The 3,132-nt window shown below is 50.1% G+C and carries 1 rRNA gene; it reads right to left on the bottom strand.

Annotation, left to right across the window (positions count from 1 at the left end):
- Positions 1-80 precede the first annotated feature (80 nt).
- Positions 81-2,998: ribosomal RNA gene (locus JCM14505_RS08335) — 23S ribosomal RNA — on the bottom strand.
- Between the last annotated feature and the right edge of the window lie 134 nt (positions 2,999-3,132).

Below are 3,132 nucleotides of genomic sequence, written 5' to 3' on the forward strand. Positions count from 1 at the left end.
GTCTTTTCAGACTGAAAGCTTGTGCTTTCAAAACTAAACAATATCTTATTTCCTTCAAGAACCTTACCACCTTTTTCAACTTGGTTAAGTCCTCGACCGATTAGTAATGGTCCGCTCCACATGTCACCACGCTTCCACTTCCATCCTATCAACCTCATCATCTCTGAGGGGTCTTACTTCCATAAAGGAATGGGAAATCTCATCTTGAGGCGAGTTTCACACTTAGATGCTTTCAGCGTTTATCTCATCCATACATAGCTACCCAGCGGTGCTCCTGGCGGAACAACTGGTACACCAGAGGTATGTCCATCCCGGTCCTCTCGTACTAAGGACAGCTCCTCTCAAATTTCCTACGCCCGCGACGGATAGGGACCGAACTGTCTCACGACGTTCTGAACCCAGCTCGCGTACCGCTTTAATGGGCGAACAGCCCAACCCTTGGGACCGACTACAGCCCCAGGATGCGATGAGCCGACATCGAGGTGCCAAACCTCCCGTCGATGTGAACTCTTGGGGGAGATAAGCCTGTTATCCCCGGGGTAGCTTTTATCCGTTGAGCGATGGCCCTTCCATACGGAACCACCGGATCACTAAGCCCGACTTTCGTCCCTGCTCGACCTGTCTGTCTCGCAGTCAAGCTCGCTTGTGCCTTTACACTCTGCGAATGATTTCCAACCATTCTGAGCGAACCTTTGGGCGCCTCCGTTACCTTTTGGGAGGCGACCGCCCCAGTCAAACTGCCCACCTGACACTGTCTCCCACCACGATTAGTGGCGCGGGTTAGAGTGGTCATAATACAAGGGTAGTATCCCACCAACGCCTCCACCGAAACTAGCGTCCCGGTATCTATGGCTCCTACCTATCCTGTACAAGTAGTACAAACACTCAATATCAAGCTACAGTAAAGCTCCACGGGGTCTTTCCGTCCTGTCGCGGGTAGCCTGCATCTTCACAGGCAATTCAATTTCACCGAGTCTCTCGTTGAGACAGTGCCAGATCGTTACGCCTTTCGTGCGGGTCGGAACTTACCCGACAAGGAATTTCGCTACCTTAGGACCGTTATAGTTACGGCCGCCGTTTACTGGGGCTTCAATTCAGGGCTTCGCATAATGCTAACTCTTCCTTTTAACCTTCCAGCACCGGGCAGGCGTCAGCCCCTATACTTCATCTTACGATTTTGCAGAAACCTGTGTTTTTGATAAACAGTCGCCTGGGCCTTTTCACTGCGGCTGATCTTGCGATCAGCACCCCTTCTCCCGAAGTTACGGGGTCATTTTGCCGAGTTCCTTAACGAGAGTTCTCTCGCTCACCTTAGGATACTCTCCTCGACTACCTGTGTCGGTTTGCGGTACGGGCAGTTAATTTCTCACTAGAAGCTTTTCTCGGCAGTGTGACATCGGCAACTTCGCTACTAAATTTCGCTCCCCATCACAGCTTGTCAACCCGGTTGAAAGCATTTCACTCTCAACCTGACTTACTGCTTGGCCGGACACTTCCAATCGTCCGGATTGCTTAGCCTACTGCGTCCCTCCATCGTTCAAACGAAATTAACTGGTACAGGAATCTCAACCTGTTATCCATCGACTACGCCTCTCGGCCTCGCCTTAGGTCCCGACTAACCCTGGGTGGACGAGCCTTCCCCAGGAAACCTTAGTCATACGGTGGACAGGATTCTCACCTGTCTTTCGCTACTCATACCGGCATTCTCACTTCTAAGCGCTCCACCAGTCCTCACGGTCTGACTTCGTCGCCCTTAGAACGCTCTCCTATCACGCATCTTACGATGCATCCACAGTTTCGGTAATATGCTTAGCCCCGGTACATTTTCGGCGCAGAATCACTCGACTAGTGAGCTATTACGCACTCTTTAAATGGTGGCTGCTTCTAAGCCAACATCCTAGTTGTCTATGCAACTCCACATCCTTTTCCACTTAGCATATATTTAGGGACCTTAACTGGTGATCTGGGCTGTTCCCCTTTCGACGATGGATCTTATCACTCACCGTCTGACTCCCGGGTATAAATCAATGGCATTCGGAGTTTATCTGATGTCGGTAACCCATGACGGGCCCCTCGACCAAACAGTGCTCTACCTCCATGATTCTCGACCCCGAGGCTCCCCCTAAAGAGATTTCGGAGAGAACCAGCTATCTCCAAGTTCGTTTGGAATTTCACCGCTACCCACACCTCATCCCAGCCATTTTCAACTGACACGGGTTCGGACCTCCAGTGCGTTTTACCGCACCTTCATCCTGGACATGGGTAGGTCACCTGGTTTCGGGTACATAACTACGTACTTCGTACGCCCATTTCAGACTCGCTTTCGCTACGGCTCCGGTTTTTCCACCTTAACCTTGCACGTAATCATGACTCGCCGGTTCATTCTGCAAGAGGCACGCCGTCACCCATTAACGGGCTCCGACAGCTTGTAGGCACATGGTTTCAGGAACTATTTCACTCCCCTCCCGGGGTGCTTTTCACCTTTCCCTCACGGTACTGGTTCACTATCGGTCACTAGGTAGTATTTAGCCTTGCGAGATGGTCCTCGCGGATTCCGACGGGGTTTCACGTGTCCCGCCGTACTCAGGATCCTGAACGGAGAGAGTAACGTTTCGTCTACTGGACTATCACCATCTCTGGTACAGCTTCCCAGCTGTTTCGACTACGTTGCTCTTTGGTAACTCCAAAGTTCAGTCCTACAACCCCAACGAGCAAGCTCGTTGGTTTGGGCTATTCCCGTTTCGCTCGCCGCTACTCAGGGAATCGAATTTTCTTTCTCTTCCTGCAGCTACTAAGATGTTTCAGTTCACTGCGTCTTCCCCTTACTAGCTATGTATTCACTAGCAAGTAGTCATCGACTAAGATGACTGGGTTTCCCCATTCGGAAATCTCCGGATCAAAGCGTACTTACCGCTCCCCGAAGCATATCGGTGTTAGTCCCGTCCTTCATCGGCTCCTAGTACCAAGGCATTCACCATGCGCCCTTTATAACTTAACCTGATAATCTTACGATTACCGAAGTTATATGAGTATTAATGCGATGTTTTTTCGTTAAAAACTCAAAATAACGCGGTGTTCTCGGTTTTCTTGATTTTTAGAAAATAGATATTATTTAGTTTTGAAAGTACAAAC

Origin of the sequence: Limosilactobacillus equigenerosi DSM 18793 = JCM 14505 (assembly GCF_001311375.1) — a bacterium.
In the GTDB taxonomy this organism is placed as follows: domain Bacteria; phylum Bacillota; class Bacilli; order Lactobacillales; family Lactobacillaceae; genus Limosilactobacillus; species Limosilactobacillus equigenerosi.